The 17,359-nt window shown below is 46.8% G+C and carries 4 protein-coding genes, 4 tRNA genes and 6 rRNA genes; 1 reads left to right on the top strand and 13 read right to left on the bottom strand.

Translation table 11 applies throughout. The features are described 5' to 3' along the window. Positions 1-47: 47 nt before the first annotated feature. The 12 genes from AC59IL_RS34695 to truA all read right to left on the bottom strand — a co-directional run bounded on the left by AC59IL_RS34695 (position 48) and on the right by truA (position 13,981). On the bottom strand, positions 48-1,037 hold the full coding sequence (locus AC59IL_RS34695) for an FAD:protein FMN transferase (RefSeq protein ID WP_496556847.1): 990 nt from the start codon (positions 1,035-1,037) through the stop codon (positions 48-50). A gap of 282 nt (positions 1,038-1,319) precedes the next feature. Then, positions 1,320-1,431: ribosomal RNA gene (gene rrf, locus AC59IL_RS34690) — 5S ribosomal RNA — on the bottom strand. A 176-nt stretch (positions 1,432-1,607) separates the two neighbouring features. Continuing rightward, positions 1,608-4,483: ribosomal RNA gene (locus AC59IL_RS34685) — 23S ribosomal RNA — on the bottom strand. 238 nt (positions 4,484-4,721) lie between these two features. Next, positions 4,722-4,795 (bottom strand) — tRNA-Ala (locus AC59IL_RS34680). A 110-nt stretch (positions 4,796-4,905) separates the two neighbouring features. Continuing rightward, positions 4,906-4,980: transfer RNA gene (locus tag AC59IL_RS34675), tRNA-Ile, on the bottom strand. Positions 4,981-5,083: 103 nt separating this feature from the next. After that, positions 5,084-6,612: ribosomal RNA gene (locus tag AC59IL_RS34670) — 16S ribosomal RNA — on the bottom strand. 586 nt (positions 6,613-7,198) lie between these two features. Then, a 5S ribosomal RNA gene (gene rrf / locus AC59IL_RS34665) occupies positions 7,199-7,310 on the bottom strand. A gap of 176 nt (positions 7,311-7,486) precedes the next feature. Further along, positions 7,487-10,362 (bottom strand): 23S ribosomal RNA (locus AC59IL_RS34660). A 238-nt stretch (positions 10,363-10,600) separates the two neighbouring features. Then, positions 10,601-10,674 (bottom strand) — tRNA-Ala (locus tag AC59IL_RS34655). Positions 10,675-10,784: 110 nt separating this feature from the next. After that, positions 10,785-10,859 (bottom strand) — tRNA-Ile (locus AC59IL_RS34650). Between the two features lie 103 nt (positions 10,860-10,962). Continuing rightward, positions 10,963-12,491: ribosomal RNA gene (locus tag AC59IL_RS34645) — 16S ribosomal RNA — on the bottom strand. The 16S, 23S and 5S rRNA genes sit together here with 4 tRNA genes alongside, the layout of an rRNA operon. Positions 12,492-13,237: 746 nt before the next feature. Further along, positions 13,238-13,981, bottom strand: coding sequence for a tRNA pseudouridine(38-40) synthase TruA (truA, locus tag AC59IL_RS34640; RefSeq protein WP_496556846.1), 744 nt, complete (start codon positions 13,979-13,981; stop codon positions 13,238-13,240). Positions 13,982-14,157: 176 nt separating this feature from the next. On the opposite strand from truA, the gene AC59IL_RS34635 reads away from it, so the two are divergent. After that, positions 14,158-14,343 carry a hypothetical protein gene (locus tag AC59IL_RS34635; RefSeq protein ID WP_496556845.1) on the top strand — a complete coding sequence of 62 codons (186 nt, stop codon included), beginning with the start codon at positions 14,158-14,160 and terminating at the stop codon, positions 14,341-14,343. Between the two features lie 864 nt (positions 14,344-15,207). Here AC59IL_RS34635 and AC59IL_RS34630 read toward each other — a convergent pair. After that, the gene (locus AC59IL_RS34630; protein WP_496556844.1) at positions 15,208-17,328 is read right to left on the bottom strand and encodes a DUF4476 domain-containing protein; all 2,121 of its coding nucleotides are present in this window, start codon (positions 17,326-17,328) and stop codon (positions 15,208-15,210) included. Positions 17,329-17,359: the final 31 nt, after the last annotated feature.

The raw sequence follows: 17,359 nt of genomic DNA, 5'->3' as shown, positions 1-17,359 counted from the left end.
TTTAAATAAGACGATAAATTGATCAAAACCGTTGTTCGTAGTATCCTTTACAACCTGGCAGGTTGCATAATTTTATAAAACCGGCTGCTTGCGGTATCTGCCACTTTACCAGCCGGGGTACGATAAATAAAATGGGCCGATATATCTTTTCTTGCTTCAACAAACTGCAATGCTTTTTGCAGGCCCATTACCATCAGTGCATTATCAAAGGCATCGGCTGTTATGGCATCAGATGCATACACCGTAACACTGATCAGTTCATTTTGTGCCGGATATCCGGTACGCGGATCAATGATATGAGAAATTCTTTTGCCTTCGCTTTCATAAAATTTGCGGTAACTGCCCGATGTGGTAATGGCTCCGCTTTCGGTTGTAACGATCTTTTGTATCATCGATAGCTGAAAGTCATCATCGCCCGGTGCTTCAATACCAATTTTCATTTTTTCGTTTTCAGGCTGCTTACGGCCTTTTACGCGTATTTCGCCACCGAGTTCAACGATGTAATTGTTTATGTGATTTGCTTCCAGAAAATCGGCCAGCACATCAACACTATATCCCTGGGCAATGCCATTTACATCGATCTGTACGCAGGGCTTTTGTTTCAATAATCTGTTGCCGCGTGTATATAAGTAATCAGAACTTATACATTTCTTAAGTGATTGTACATTGGCCGAATCGGGTAATGCAGCTATTTTTTTCGGTCCAAAGCCCCATGCCTGCACCAGTGGCAGCACAGTGATATCAAATATACCTGCAGTTTCTTTATAGGTGGATAGCGATTTGTTCAATACCTGCTTAAAATGATCATCCATTGTAATGCCGGTATCGCCATTATTAAATTTCGAGATCAGGGATTGGGGGATGTATACCGAAAGCGATGTATCAATTTTTTTAAGAATACTATCTATCTGTTGGCGGGTAACGGAGCTATCGGTATTGTAATAGGTGATGTGGTAGGTAGTACCCTGAGCGGTACCGTTGATTTGAATTTTTCGCCATGCCGGTTGTGCTATAAAACTGGTACAGGAAATCAACAAAAGGCAAAGGTTTCGCATGCAACAAATGTAATTAAAAAGCAGGGCGAAACTGTTGTCTTTTGCTCAGCTGAATTGGCAAACCGTACAATTGAACCAGCATGCTAAACGCTGAACGCTGAATGCAGAACGCTGTATGTTGAAACGCTTAACTAAGGGGTAAGATTGTAGAAAGGTTTAAGGATAACAGGGTTTTGCGTTATGCATTAAGCGTTGTGCGTTAAGCATAAAGGCTATAAAAGCAAAAAGCCTTTTAAACACAAGTTTAAAAGGCTTTTTAAAAGAATATGGCAGCTACCTACTCTCCCGCATTTTTGTGCAGTACCATCGGCCATGAGGGGCTTAACTTCTCTGTTCGGGATGGGAAGAGGTGAACACCCTCGGTAAAACCACCATAAGACGTTTATACGCTGAACGCTGAAGGCTTAACGCTGAACGCTTAAAACCTTAGGTTTGGGCGTTTTGCGTTACGCGTTTGGCGTTGTGCATATTTAATAAGGTCATATTGGGAAGTTGTAAATGCGAGCAACTGTAACAAACAATAAAATATTATATACAAAATTGTTTTAAAAAAAATTAAAGCGTACGGGTAATTAGTACTACTCGACTTTGCTGTTACCAGCTGTACATCTGTAGCCTATCAACGTCATCGTCTTTGACGACCCTTAAAAGAATACTCATCTTGTGGAAGGTTTCACGCTTAGATGCTTTCAGCGTTTATCCTGGCCGGACATAGCTACTCTGCATTGCACCTGGCGGCACAACAGATACACCAGCGGTCCGTACGACCCGGTCCTCTCGTACTAAGGTCATGTCCACTCAATATTCTAACGCCCATCACAGATAGGGACCGAACTGTCTTGCGACGTTCTGAACCCAGTTCACGTGCCACTTTAATCGGCGAACAGCCGAACCCTTGGGACCTTCTCCAGCCCCAGGATGTGACGAACCGACATCGAGGTGCCAAACCTCCCCGTCGATATGAGCTCTTGGGGGAGATCAGCCTGTTATCCCCGGAGTACCTTTTATCCTTTGAGCGATGGCCCTTCCATGCAGAACCACCGGATCACTTTAGCCGTCTTTCGACCCTGCTAGACTTGTCTGTCTCACAGTCAAGCTCCCTTATACTAATGCGCTCTGCGTACGATTACCAACCGTACTGAGGGAACCTTTGCAAGCCTCCGTTACTTTTTAGGAGGCGACCACCCCAGTCAAACTACCCACCATGCACTGTTTCCCGCAAGGGATTAGACTCTAAGCAAACGAAGGTTGGTATTTCAACGACCGCTCCACACCGACTAGCGCCAGCGCTTCATAGCGTCCCAACTATTCTACACATCGTTTGCTCAAAATCAATGCAAAGTTGTAGTGAAGGTTCACGGGGTCTTTCCGTCCCGTGACGGGTAACCGGCATCTTCACCGATACTACAATTTCGCCGGGCTCGTGGAGGAGACAGTGTTCAACTCATTAGACCATTCGTGCAGGTCGGAACTTACCCGACAAGGAATTTCGCTACCTTAGGACCGTTATAGTTACGGCCGCCGTTTACTGGGGCTTCAGTCAGGAGCTTTGGCTTGCGCCGAACACCCTTCCTTAACCTTCCAGCACCGGGCAGGTATCAGGCTCTATACGTCATCTTACGATTTTGCAGGGCCCTGTGTTTTTGTTAAACAGTTGGTTGAACCATTTTACTGAGACCACCCAGAAGGTGGTTGGCTTTATCCCGAAGTTACAGCCACAGTTTGCCTAGTTCCTTCTCCACGGCTCACCCGAGCACCTTAGGCTATTCGCCTCGACTACCTGTGTCGGTTTGCGGTACGGGTCGCTTTAGCCTAACCTTAGGGGTTTTTCTTGGCAGCTATTAGGACACTCAATCAGGCCGAAGCCCTCATATACTTTCGTATTTCGCCAAACTCTACGGATTTGCCTGTAAAGCCTATAGCTACGTACTTAAACGTGGAATACCGTTTCCATCGTGTGTCGTTCACTTCTGCGTCACCCCATCGAAACTAAAGCGAGTACTGGAATATTAACCAGTTTTCCATCAGCTGCCCCTTTCGGGTTCGCCTAAGGACCCGACTAACCCTGATCCGATTAACGTTGATCAGGAACCCTTAGTCTTACGGTGAAGTAGTTTTTCACTACTTTTATCGCTACTTATGCCTACATTTTCTTTTCTGAACGCTCCAGCATACGTCGCCGTACACCTTCGACGCTGTTCAGAATGCTCCCCTACCGAATACATACGTAGTATGCATCTTAGAGCTTCGGTGGTATGTTTGATGCCCGATTATTTTCCGTGCAGGACCTCTCGACCAGTGAGCTGTTACGCACTCTTTAAATGAATGGCTGCTTCCAAGCCAACATCCTGGCTGTTATAGAAGTCCCACCTCGTTTGATCAACTTAACATACGCTTAGGGACCTTAGCTGCTAATCTGGGTTATTTCCCTCTCGGCCACGGATCTTAGCACCCGCAGCCTCACTCCCGGAGAAATTTGCTAGCATTCGGAGTTTGTCAGGGTTTGGTAGGCGGTGAAGCCCCCTAGCCCAATCAGTAGCTCTACCTCTAGCAAACATCTATATCCGAGGCTGTTCCTAAAAACATTTCGGGGAGAACGAGCTATCTCTCAGTTTGATTGGCCTTTCACCCCTATCCACAGGTCATCCCATAGCTTTTCAACGCTAATGAGTTCGGTCCTCCATGACGTGTTACCGTCACTTCAACCTGCCCATGGATAGATCACAAAGTTTCGCGTCTACCCCCACTGACTAAGCGCCCTATTCGGACTCGCTTTCGCTACGGCTCCGTTACTTAAGAACTTAACCTCGCCAGTGAGGAGTAACTCGTAGGCTCATTATGCAAAAGGCACGCCGTCATCCTTACGGACTCCGACCGCTTGTAGGCGCACGGTTTCAGGTACTATTTCACTCCCTTGTTTAGGGTGCTTTTCACCTTTCCCTTACGGTACTGGTTCACTATCGGTCTCTGAGAAGTATTTAGCCTTACCGGATGGTGCCGGCAGATTCAGGCAGGATTCCTCCGGTCCCGCCTTACTCAGGATACCACTCGTCCCTGACAATTTCCGCTTACAGGGCTATCACCTGCTATGGCCCAACTTTCCAGAAGGTTCAGCTTGATGTCAGTTTCTAAATGTGGTCCTACAACCCCGCAACAGCACGCTATTGCGGTTTGGGCTGTTCCCTTTTCGCTCGCCACTACTTGGGGAATCATTATTATTTTCTTTTCCTCCTCCTACTTAGATGTTTCAGTTCAGAGGGTTGACTCTCCTTGCGGAGTGATACACCTTCAGTGTACCGGGTTGTCCCATTCGGAAATCTTCGGATATAACGCTTGTGTGCAGCTCCCCGAAGCTTATCGCAGCTTACCACGTCCTTCATCGTCTCTCAGAGCCAAGGCATCCACCATACGCCCTTAAGTGCTTTAAAAGAGTTAATTACTTTTACTCGTCATTTACAACTATAAATATTTACTCCCAATATGTCAAAGAACTACCCCGCTGACCCATAAAGGCCGAGTTGGGAACTCTCAATCTCTTTCGAGATAGTCGAGTTTGTTGTTGATGTTAAGGCTACGAACCTTACAGACCATTACGTCACATCAGTATCTAAAGAACTTCTTTTTGTCTTTGGCGTTCCGCGTTATGCGTTACGCTTTCAGCTTTTGTGGAGGATATCGGAGTCGAACCGATGACCCTCTGCGTGCAAGGCAGATGCTCTAGCCAACTGAGCTAACCCCCCATCTAATTTGACAATGAGGTAATTTGAAAATTTGAAAATTATTCACTCGACTTTCATCTTGCTAGTCACTTTCAAATTAGCACATTTCAAATTGGCTAATTCATTTTCAGTAGACCCGACCAGATTTGAACTGGTGACCCCTACATTATCAGTGTAGTGCTCTAACCAGGCTGAGCTACGGATCTATACCGTAACCCCTTTTAATCGGGTTACTATTTAAAGAACTTTTTGATCTTATTGAAAGTTGGAAGAAGCAACAGCTAAAAATTGGTTTAGCGTAGTCTCTAAAAAGGAGGTATTCCAGCCGCACCTTCCGATACGGCTACCTTGTTACGACTTAGCCCCAGTCACCAGTTTTACCCTAGGCGGCTCCTTGCGGTTACCGACTTTAGGTACACCCGGCTTCCATGGCTTGACGGGCGGTGTGTGCAAGGTCCGGGAACGTATTCACCGTATCATTGCTGATATACGATTACTAGCGATTCCAGCTTCACGCAGTCGAGTTGCAGACTGCGATCTGAACTGAGAGAAGGTTTTTGGGATTAGCTCCTTGTCGCCAAGTGGCAGCCCTTTGTCCTTCCCATTGTAGCACGTGTGTAGCCCTGGGCATAAAGGCCATGATGACTTGACATCATCCCCTCCTTCCTCACGTCTTGCGACGGCAGTTTCATTAGAGTTCCCAGCTTTACCTGATGGCAACTAATGATGGGGGTTGCGCTCGTTGCGGGACTTAACCCAACACCTCACGGCACGAGCTGACGACAGCCATGCAGCACCTTACTGGCGGTGTATTGCTACAAAGTGAGCTTTCACCCACGGTCCACCAGCATTCTAGCCCAGGTAAGGTTCCTCGCGTATCATCGAATTAAACCACATGCTCCACCGCTTGTGCGGACCCCCGCCAATTCCTTTGAGTTTCAACCTTGCGGTCGTACTTCCCAGGTGGGATACTTAATGCTTTCGCTCAGACACACACAGTGTATCGCGTATGTCGAGTATCCATCGTTTAGGGCGTGGACTACCAGGGTATCTAATCCTGTTTGATCCCCACGCTTTCGTGCCTCAGTGTCAATAATCGCGTAGTAAGCTGCCTCCGCTATCGGTGTTCTATGTCATATCTAAGCATTTCACCGCTACATGACATATTCCGCTTACCTCCACGATATTCAAGACTAATAGTATCCACGGCAGTTCCCGAGTTAAGCTCGGGGATTTCACCACGGACTTACTAGCCCACCTACGCACCCTTTAAACCCAGTGAATCCGGATAACGCTTGCACCCTCCGTATTACCGCGGCTGCTGGCACGGAGTTAGCCGGTGCTTATTCATCGGGTACCGTCAACCCCGCAAGAATGCGAGGGTTTCTTCTCCGATAAAAGAAGTTTACAATCCAGAGGACCTTCATCCTCCACGCGGCATGGCTGGTTCAGACTTGCGTCCATTGACCAATATTCCTTACTGCTGCCTCCCGTAGGAGTCGGGCCCGTGTCTCAGTGCCCGTGTGACTGGTCGTGCTCTCACACCAGTTACTGATCGTAGGCTTGGTGGGCCGTTACCCCGCCAACTACCTAATCAGGCGCACGCCCATCCAAAACCGCCGGAGCTATATTAATAAAGTGATGCCACTTCATTAAGTTACGGTGTATTAATCTCTCTTTCGAAAGGCTATTCACCAGTTTTGGGAAGGTTGCGTACGTGTTCCGCACCCGTTTGCCGGTCGCCGCCCATGTATTGCTACACTGCGCTGCCCCACGACTTGCATGTATTAAGCCTGCCGCTAGCGTTCATCCTGAGCCAGGATCAAACTCTCCATTGTAAATGAGTTTTGATCACTTAGCTAATTTTTCTCTTGGAAAATTAACGTTTGTGTTCGTGTAATTTTTTCAGATTCGCTAACCTTACCTTAGATATTCCTATCTAAGTGCTGTTGCTTCCAAACTTTCAAAGAACTTTAATTACTATCTTTTATTTATTCTCTCTCACTTTTCCTACTCACTCAAAATCGTAATGTCATTGTTGTTTTCTCACGCTTCCTCTCTCCTCTTTTCTTCTTTCATCCTCTTTCTCTTTTCTCTTTCGCTATCCCTTTTTCGATTCGGGTTGCAAAGGTAAGAGTTTCTATCAATCTGCCAAATTTATTCTGATTTTTTAAGAACTTAATTTTCAACGCTTCATCCTCTTATTCTCTTTCACTTTTTCTCTTTTCTCAGTCACTTTCGATTGGGGGTGCAAAGTTAAGGGTTTCACTTATTCCACCAAATCTTTTCTTTATTTTTTCGAAGAACTTTTTTGTTTTTTTTCTCTCTCTGCTGGCTGCCGGTTGCTTTAAGTTACCGACTGCCGTCTATATATATAAAAGCAAAAAGCCTTTTAAACACAAGTTTAAAAGGCTTTTTAAAAGAATATGGCAGCTACCTACTCTCCCGCATTTTTGTGCAGTACCATCGGCCATGAGGGGCTTAACTTCTCTGTTCGGGATGGGAAGAGGTGAACACCCTCGGTAAAACCACCATAAGACGTTTATACGCTGAACGCTGAAGGCTTAACGCTGAACGCTTAAAACCTTAGGTTTGGGCGTTTTGCGTTACGCGTTTGGCGTTGTGCATATTTAATAAGGTCATATTGGGAAGTTGTAAATGCGAGCAACTGTAACAAACAATAAAATATTATATACAAAATTGTTTTAAAAAAAATTAAAGCGTACGGGTAATTAGTACTACTCGACTTTGCTGTTACCAGCTGTACATCTGTAGCCTATCAACGTCATCGTCTTTGACGACCCTTAAAAGAATACTCATCTTGTGGAAGGTTTCACGCTTAGATGCTTTCAGCGTTTATCCTGGCCGGACATAGCTACTCTGCATTGCACCTGGCGGCACAACAGATACACCAGCGGTCCGTACGACCCGGTCCTCTCGTACTAAGGTCATGTCCACTCAATATTCTAACGCCCATCACAGATAGGGACCGAACTGTCTTGCGACGTTCTGAACCCAGTTCACGTGCCACTTTAATCGGCGAACAGCCGAACCCTTGGGACCTTCTCCAGCCCCAGGATGTGACGAACCGACATCGAGGTGCCAAACCTCCCCGTCGATATGAGCTCTTGGGGGAGATCAGCCTGTTATCCCCGGAGTACCTTTTATCCTTTGAGCGATGGCCCTTCCATGCAGAACCACCGGATCACTTTAGCCGTCTTTCGACCCTGCTAGACTTGTCTGTCTCACAGTCAAGCTCCCTTATACTAATGCGCTCTGCGTACGATTACCAACCGTACTGAGGGAACCTTTGCAAGCCTCCGTTACTTTTTAGGAGGCGACCACCCCAGTCAAACTACCCACCATGCACTGTTTCCCGCAAGGGATTAGACTCTAAGCAAACGAAGGTTGGTATTTCAACGACCGCTCCACACCGACTAGCGCCAGCGCTTCATAGCGTCCCAACTATTCTACACATCGTTTGCTCAAAATCAATGCAAAGTTGTAGTGAAGGTTCACGGGGTCTTTCCGTCCCGTGACGGGTAACCGGCATCTTCACCGATACTACAATTTCGCCGGGCTCGTGGAGGAGACAGTGTTCAACTCATTAGACCATTCGTGCAGGTCGGAACTTACCCGACAAGGAATTTCGCTACCTTAGGACCGTTATAGTTACGGCCGCCGTTTACTGGGGCTTCAGTCAGGAGCTTTGGCTTGCGCCGAACACCCTTCCTTAACCTTCCAGCACCGGGCAGGTATCAGGCTCTATACGTCATCTTACGATTTTGCAGGGCCCTGTGTTTTTGTTAAACAGTTGGTTGAACCATTTTACTGAGACCACCCAGAAGGTGGTTGGCTTTATCCCGAAGTTACAGCCACAGTTTGCCTAGTTCCTTCTCCACGGCTCACCCGAGCACCTTAGGCTATTCGCCTCGACTACCTGTGTCGGTTTGCGGTACGGGTCGCTTTAGCCTAACCTTAGGGGTTTTTCTTGGCAGCTATTAGGACACTCAATCAGGCCGAAGCCCTCATATACTTTCGTATTTCGCCAAACTCTACGGATTTGCCTGTAAAGCCTATAGCTACGTACTTAAACGTGGAATACCGTTTCCATCGTGTGTCGTTCACTTCTGCGTCACCCCATCGAAACTAAAGCGAGTACTGGAATATTAACCAGTTTTCCATCAGCTGCCCCTTTCGGGTTCGCCTAAGGACCCGACTAACCCTGATCCGATTAACGTTGATCAGGAACCCTTAGTCTTACGGTGAAGTAGTTTTTCACTACTTTTATCGCTACTTATGCCTACATTTTCTTTTCTGAACGCTCCAGCATACGTCGCCGTACACCTTCGACGCTGTTCAGAATGCTCCCCTACCGAATACATACGTAGTATGCATCTTAGAGCTTCGGTGGTATGTTTGATGCCCGATTATTTTCCGTGCAGGACCTCTCGACCAGTGAGCTGTTACGCACTCTTTAAATGAATGGCTGCTTCCAAGCCAACATCCTGGCTGTTATAGAAGTCCCACCTCGTTTGATCAACTTAACATACGCTTAGGGACCTTAGCTGCTAATCTGGGTTATTTCCCTCTCGGCCACGGATCTTAGCACCCGCAGCCTCACTCCCGGAGAAATTTGCTAGCATTCGGAGTTTGTCAGGGTTTGGTAGGCGGTGAAGCCCCCTAGCCCAATCAGTAGCTCTACCTCTAGCAAACATCTATATCCGAGGCTGTTCCTAAAAACATTTCGGGGAGAACGAGCTATCTCTCAGTTTGATTGGCCTTTCACCCCTATCCACAGGTCATCCCATAGCTTTTCAACGCTAATGAGTTCGGTCCTCCATGACGTGTTACCGTCACTTCAACCTGCCCATGGATAGATCACAAAGTTTCGCGTCTACCCCCACTGACTAAGCGCCCTATTCGGACTCGCTTTCGCTACGGCTCCGTTACTTAAGAACTTAACCTCGCCAGTGAGGAGTAACTCGTAGGCTCATTATGCAAAAGGCACGCCGTCATCCTTACGGACTCCGACCGCTTGTAGGCGCACGGTTTCAGGTACTATTTCACTCCCTTGTTTAGGGTGCTTTTCACCTTTCCCTTACGGTACTGGTTCACTATCGGTCTCTGAGAAGTATTTAGCCTTACCGGATGGTGCCGGCAGATTCAGGCAGGATTCCTCCGGTCCCGCCTTACTCAGGATACCACTCGTCCCTGACAATTTCCGCTTACAGGGCTATCACCTGCTATGGCCCAACTTTCCAGAAGGTTCAGCTTGATGTCAGTTTCTAAATGTGGTCCTACAACCCCGCAACAGCACGCTATTGCGGTTTGGGCTGTTCCCTTTTCGCTCGCCACTACTTGGGGAATCATTATTATTTTCTTTTCCTCCTCCTACTTAGATGTTTCAGTTCAGAGGGTTGACTCTCCTTGCGGAGTGATACACCTTCAGTGTACCGGGTTGTCCCATTCGGAAATCTTCGGATATAACGCTTGTGTGCAGCTCCCCGAAGCTTATCGCAGCTTACCACGTCCTTCATCGTCTCTCAGAGCCAAGGCATCCACCATACGCCCTTAAGTGCTTTAAAAGAGTTAATTACTTTTACTCGTCATTTACAACTATAAATATTTACTCCCAATATGTCAAAGAACTACCCCGCTGACCCATAAAGGCCGAGTTGGGAACTCTCAATCTCTTTCGAGATAGTCGAGTTTGTTGTTGATGTTAAGGCTACGAACCTTACAGACCATTACGTCACATCAGTATCTAAAGAACTTCTTTTTGTCTTTGGCGTTCCGCGTTATGCGTTACGCTTTCAGCTTTTGTGGAGGATATCGGAGTCGAACCGATGACCCTCTGCGTGCAAGGCAGATGCTCTAGCCAACTGAGCTAACCCCCCATCTAATTTGACAATGAGGTAATTTGAAAATTTGAAAATTATTCACTCGACTTTCATCTTGCTAGTCACTTTCAAATTAGCACATTTCAAATTGGCTAATTCATTTTCAGTAGACCCGACCAGATTTGAACTGGTGACCCCTACATTATCAGTGTAGTGCTCTAACCAGGCTGAGCTACGGATCTATACCGTAACCCCTTTTAATCGGGTTACTATTTAAAGAACTTTTTGATCTTATTGAAAGTTGGAAGAAGCAACAGCTAAAAATTGGTTTAGCGTAGTCTCTAAAAAGGAGGTATTCCAGCCGCACCTTCCGATACGGCTACCTTGTTACGACTTAGCCCCAGTCACCAGTTTTACCCTAGGCGGCTCCTTGCGGTTACCGACTTTAGGTACACCCGGCTTCCATGGCTTGACGGGCGGTGTGTGCAAGGTCCGGGAACGTATTCACCGTATCATTGCTGATATACGATTACTAGCGATTCCAGCTTCACGCAGTCGAGTTGCAGACTGCGATCTGAACTGAGAGAAGGTTTTTGGGATTAGCTCCTTGTCGCCAAGTGGCAGCCCTTTGTCCTTCCCATTGTAGCACGTGTGTAGCCCTGGGCATAAAGGCCATGATGACTTGACATCATCCCCTCCTTCCTCACGTCTTGCGACGGCAGTTTCATTAGAGTTCCCAGCTTTACCTGATGGCAACTAATGATGGGGGTTGCGCTCGTTGCGGGACTTAACCCAACACCTCACGGCACGAGCTGACGACAGCCATGCAGCACCTTACTGGCGGTGTATTGCTACAAAGTGAGCTTTCACCCACGGTCCACCAGCATTCTAGCCCAGGTAAGGTTCCTCGCGTATCATCGAATTAAACCACATGCTCCACCGCTTGTGCGGACCCCCGCCAATTCCTTTGAGTTTCAACCTTGCGGTCGTACTTCCCAGGTGGGATACTTAATGCTTTCGCTCAGACACACACAGTGTATCGCGTATGTCGAGTATCCATCGTTTAGGGCGTGGACTACCAGGGTATCTAATCCTGTTTGATCCCCACGCTTTCGTGCCTCAGTGTCAATAATCGCGTAGTAAGCTGCCTCCGCTATCGGTGTTCTATGTCATATCTAAGCATTTCACCGCTACATGACATATTCCGCTTACCTCCACGATATTCAAGACTAATAGTATCCACGGCAGTTCCCGAGTTAAGCTCGGGGATTTCACCACGGACTTACTAGCCCACCTACGCACCCTTTAAACCCAGTGAATCCGGATAACGCTTGCACCCTCCGTATTACCGCGGCTGCTGGCACGGAGTTAGCCGGTGCTTATTCATCGGGTACCGTCAACCCCGCAAGAATGCGAGGGTTTCTTCTCCGATAAAAGAAGTTTACAATCCAGAGGACCTTCATCCTCCACGCGGCATGGCTGGTTCAGACTTGCGTCCATTGACCAATATTCCTTACTGCTGCCTCCCGTAGGAGTCGGGCCCGTGTCTCAGTGCCCGTGTGACTGGTCGTGCTCTCACACCAGTTACTGATCGTAGGCTTGGTGGGCCGTTACCCCGCCAACTACCTAATCAGGCGCACGCCCATCCAAAACCGCCGGAGCTATATTAATAAAGTGATGCCACTTCATTAAGTTACGGTGTATTAATCTCTCTTTCGAAAGGCTATTCACCAGTTTTGGGAAGGTTGCGTACGTGTTCCGCACCCGTTTGCCGGTCGCCGCCCATGTATTGCTACACTGCGCTGCCCCACGACTTGCATGTATTAAGCCTGCCGCTAGCGTTCATCCTGAGCCAGGATCAAACTCTCCATTGTAAATGAGTTTTGATCACTTAGCTAATTTTTCTCTTGGAAAATTAACGTTTGTGTTCGTGTAATTTTTTCAGATTCGCTAACCTTACCTTAGATATTCCTATCTAAGTGCTGTTGCTTCCAAACTTTCAAAGAACTTTAATATCGATTTATTATCTTTTCTTTACCTCTTTCCTATCTCTTCAATCGTATTATCTACTGTTGTTATTTTGCTCTCACTCTACCTTATCTTATCCTCTTTTTCTTTCTCTTTCCTTTTTCGCTTACCCCGTTTTTCGATTGGGGCTGCAAAGGTAGTGGTTATTGTTATTCGCATCAAATTTTTTTCTTCATTTTTCACAATTTCTTTTTCGCTGATTTCGATGCAATATTAAGTGAAGAGCTTCGTTTTAACCGGGCTGCAAAGATAAGCTCATTTCATTCTCACCACCAAACTTTTTTTCATCTTTTTTCTTCTGTATTCTTTGCTCATTTTATATCTGCAGCTGGTAAACTTTCTATGTAAAGAGCTTCTGTGTTATGTGCTTTTTTGTAAAGCGGGCCGCAAAGATAGGGGTGTTTAAATTCTTACCAAATAATTTTTGCTTTTATTTTCTGCATTCCTGTAAAACACCCGCGCCATAAGGGTTTCAGCAGAATAATTATTTTTCAGCAACTTCATCATAGAAAAAATTTCAAACTAACTATCGTTAACATGTGCATGTAATATATCTAACTAAGACGCAAAACCGATTTTAACATTTTATTCATCAAAAAAAATAACGATCAGGGTACTGTACTTTTTGCAAAAACAAACCATGTCCGGGCACCGAAAAATCGGCCCTGGTACAGTTCCTCGCTTCAATGATTTCTTTGAACTGTTCAATGGTTATTTTGCCCCTTCCAACCTGCAACATGGTACCCACCAAACCACGCACCATACCCCTCAAAAACCGGTTGGCTTTAACCCGGTAAACGGTACAACTTCCCCTCTGTTCCCACTCGCTATACAGGATGTGGCAGTTGAAAGTTTTTACCTGCGAATTGCGTTTCGAGAACGAGGTAAAGTCGGTATACTCCCCCACTACTCCGGCGGCTGTCTGCAGCGCCTTCAGGTCGAGGGTGTAAGGAAAGAACCAGGCGCGGTCGTATAAAAAAGGGTCCTTAACCTGATATATAAAGTACTCATATTCACGGGCTATGGCATCGAACCGGCAATGGGCGGTGGCAGGTACGGGTATCAATTGAGCAACGGATATATCAGGCGGCAAAATGGCGTTGAGGTTATAAATCGATTTGGGGTTGATGGCCTCCGGCCAATCGAAATGGTAAAAATTCTGGCGGGCATGCACTCCGGTATCGGTGCGCGAAGAGCCGGTTAGCTCGATCCGGCGGCGAAAATATGTTTCGAGTGCCTTTTCCAGCTCGGCCTGTACGGTTACCGCATTGGCCTGCACCTGCGATCCGGCGTAGCGGGATCCTTTATAGGCCACTTCCAAAAAATAACGGTTCATGGGGGCAAGATAGAAAGCAATTGGCAATTGGCAACGGGCAAGGCACAAGGTTCAAAAAAGGCAAAAAGACATCAAGGCATAAAGGATTGGCCTTTTCTAAGCTTTGAGGACAGGTAAGGTTCAGGGTTCAGGGTTCAGGGTTCAAGGTTCAAGGCGCAATACGGGAAAATTTGAGGTTGGGGGAAGTTACAGGTTACAAGTTACAGGTTACAGGTTGCAGGTTACAGGTTTCAGGTTACTGGTTGCCGGTTGCCGGGTACCAGTTGCCGGATACCGGATACCGGATACCGGTTACCAGTTACCGGGTGTGGGGTACAAGTGTGGCATGCTTCGAGGAAGTAGAACGCCTTGCCGATTGTTAACAGTCATCTGCGTTTCGGGTTTTCCCGGATACTTCAGCAGTAAATCAGCACCGCTCCCATTGCCACCCTGATAAAACAGCCCGAAAATGATGTTGCGAATATTGAAGATGAGTAAATGACACAGGCAACAGGATCAGCTAACCGCTTGCATATTATTGATTTTTAATACAATAGAATCTGTTTATTATCGCCCGTAACTGCAATACATTGTTTTACAATACAATAGAAAGTAGTTGTTGCCCTCCGCGTGCCCCCTGCGTGCCTTCGTGGTGCCCTCTTCGTGCCCTTTTGTTGCCCTCCGCTTGCCCTTTTGGTGCCCCCCTGTTGCCCTCGCGGTGCCCTCTTCGTGCCCTCCCGTTCGTATTTGGATGCTATTGCCGTGCCCTTTTGTTGCCCTTTTTGTGCCCTAAGGGGGCACCATGAGGGCAAGGCAATACGACCACAATACGACCACAAACCCACGGAAACCCCACCACAACCCGAAGGAAGCGCACCCCGGCAATGGGCAATAAGCAAAAGGTAAATTGGCAATTGGCAATAAGCAACAGGCAATTGACAAAAAGCAATCGGCAAAAGGCAATAGATAAACCCACGGAAACCCTACGGGAGTGAGTAATTAAAAGATTGGAAAGTTGCAGGCACAGGACAGTTTTATTGTTTGAGGTTTGTAGTTTGTGGTTCTTTTGATGATTCCTGCCGTGCAATCCTGATCCTGTTAAACTGTTAAGGTGTTTGATCTTAATAATGAAACTCAAAAGCGCGGCAGCAACTTCAAACCCCGTCCGACCGGGTCATCCGGGCGGGCAAAAACCTCAAACCCCGTCCGACCGGGTCATCCGAGCGGGCACAAACATTGATTATTGCCTACTGTAAATGCACCATCGTTTTAAACTTAGCCTGGTAGGCGGCATCGGCAAACAATTCGTACAGCTGCTTAAAGTTGGCGATATCTGCTGCAAAAGGATAGGCCATCTGCAGGAACGAATATTTATTTTCGTCGGTAGGGAACAATTCGGTTAACGCCTTTATTTGCCTGGCGTACAAACACATGGTTTTGAATGATTTATTGGCTATGGTCACTCTTTTTTGAATGTCGTTTTCGGCCAGCATTTTAACCCGCAGCTTGTCTACATCATTATCTGTTGCCAAACGCACACAGTCTGAATTGAGCATCACCAGCTGCTTTGAAGCCTCGGGTTTCTTTTCTTCAGGTTTCTTTTCGGGAACGGCGGGTTTTGGCTTGTACAAAGATTCATCCTGCTTTTTTGCGGCAGTATCTATTTTCGTTTCGGGTTCAACCGTCTTTTTCGCTGAATCGGTGGCAGACTTCGGTTCATATATAGCTTTGGGAGCCTGTTGCGTAGTCTGCTGTGCAACATCAGCCTCTTTCTTACCTGTTACGGGTTCAGTACCTGTTTTCTTTTCGGTATCAGGTTTAGCCGGTTCCGTAACCCCTTTCTTTTCAGGATCGGCTTTGGCAGGTTCGGTTTTAACAACAGGTTTATCGTCGTTTTCGGGCTTATCGTTTACCGATTTGGCTACTATCGCCGGCTCCTGTTTGGCAGCGGTTGTAATTTGAACGGTAGTAGTATCGGTCGTTACTTTTTTTGCCGGTTCGGTTTGCACAACCTGTTTCGGTTGATACAACGGTTTGGGAGCGTCGGGCTTTGCCTTGCCATCACCATCTTTTTTCATCTGGCGCGATTCGAGAATGATAGTAACCGTATCCGTTGGCTTTTTTTCAGGGGTAGAAGAACGCCAGGTTTCTTTTTTTATCTGTTCTGCAATTTCCTGTTTTGAAAGTTCCTTTTTGGGTTCGTCATCTTTCTTTGTTTCAACCACCTCCTGCTTTGCTGCAGCCGGAGGATTATCGGTTTTTTCAGCTTCTTTTTTAGCCGGGTTTTCGGGTTTCACCGCTTCGGTAACATCCTGTTTGGCAGGGGCAGAACCGGTATTATTTTTCGCTGAGTCCTTTTTGGTATTTTCGGCTACATCGCCTGGTTTGGCAACAATTACAGGATTGTTATCGGCGGGCTGACCGGCCGGCTCCTGCGTTTGAGTGGTTGTTTTTTCTTCGGCAATATATACGGTTACCACATCGGCTGGCGACTGGCTGCTGTCGACAAACACCATTTTTGTTTCACCGTCTTTGGTTTGCTGCTGTATTTTAACCACATTGTCCTTTACCACCGTTTTTTTGGTGAGCGGAGTTTCTTTGGGGTTGTATTTTGTTGCCAGCGTATCCTTTGCGGCAGGCTCGCCAATAACACTGTTGGCTGCGGTTTCGATATCACGGGTAACCGGTTCGGTTTTTACCTGCCGGGCGCTGCTATCGGTTGACGACCGGGTGGTAACAGGCGCCGTTTCTGCTTTTTTTAAGTTGGCTTCGATATCGGCCTGCCAGGGATTAACCACCGGTTTTTCTTCCGCTTTAGTTACCGGTTGTTTTTCGGTTTGATCTTTTTCGTTTGTTCCGGCAATTGAGGGAACAGGTTCGGGCTCTTTCTTAACTATAGAAGTATATAAAACGGCTGAATCATTTACCACGGCCGCCATCAGGGTGGCAAATGCATCGTCTTTTTTACGCTCACCATATAACAGGGAGGTACCGCCCGAAGATTCCTTTAAAGGTTTTATGGTTTCCTGGTTTTGCCAGTCGTATAAAGCCCAATCGGAACCGGATTTTACCAGATGGAAACCATGGTCTTTGCTTTTAAGGGGAATTGAAAAGTGCTGCGGGCGGGATGCATGCTGTGGAAAACCCACTTCAAAATTACACGTGTTTTCCTGCAAACCGGGAATAACCAGATGTCCTATAGCCGAAGAACTATACACTTTATCGCCCATCTGCACATAGAAAGGCTGGTTATCAGACTGCAGATATATATATAATGATGATTGTTGCGCCAGTGCTGTTGTACATGAAACTATACACAACCCTGTTACAAAAGCAAGCTTTTTTATAACGCGGTATGGATTGTTCATAAAAGCAAATCTACTTATTTGGCTTTTCATC

Source organism: Niastella sp. sgz303648, assembly GCF_059587045.1.
Note: the sequence above shows the minus strand (reverse complement) of the source record. Positions and strands in the feature narration are given on the sequence as shown.